1 rRNA gene is annotated in these 305 nt (G+C 47.2%); it reads left to right on the plus strand.

Features of this window, described 5'->3' with window-relative positions:
• Positions 1 to 205 precede the first annotated feature (205 nt).
• Positions 206 to 305 (plus strand): 5S ribosomal RNA (rrf, locus tag GM655_RS22605); the annotation flags it as partial.

The following is a 305-nucleotide window of genomic DNA, read 5'->3' on the forward strand; positions in this document are numbered from 1 at the left end:
TCAGGTGTGGAAGTGCAGTAATGCATTAAGCTAACTGATACTAATTGCCCGTACGGCTTGTCCCTATAACCTTAGCAGGATATAGGTAAGAAGACCGTTAAACGTTGTTGAGACAACTTCATTACCCACAGCACCAAGTGCTGATTACTTACCGATTCCAGATTCTGAGCAACGTTCTTGTGAACGCGGCTCGTACAAGTCAAAGCTTGATGACCATAGCAAGTTGGTCCCACCCCTTCCCATCCCGAACAGGACCGTGAAACAACTCTGCGCCGATGATAGTGCTGCAACCAGTGTGAAAGTAG

The organism is Pseudoduganella danionis, assembly GCF_009720775.1.
Classification (GTDB): domain Bacteria; phylum Pseudomonadota; class Gammaproteobacteria; order Burkholderiales; family Burkholderiaceae_D; genus Rugamonas; species Rugamonas danionis.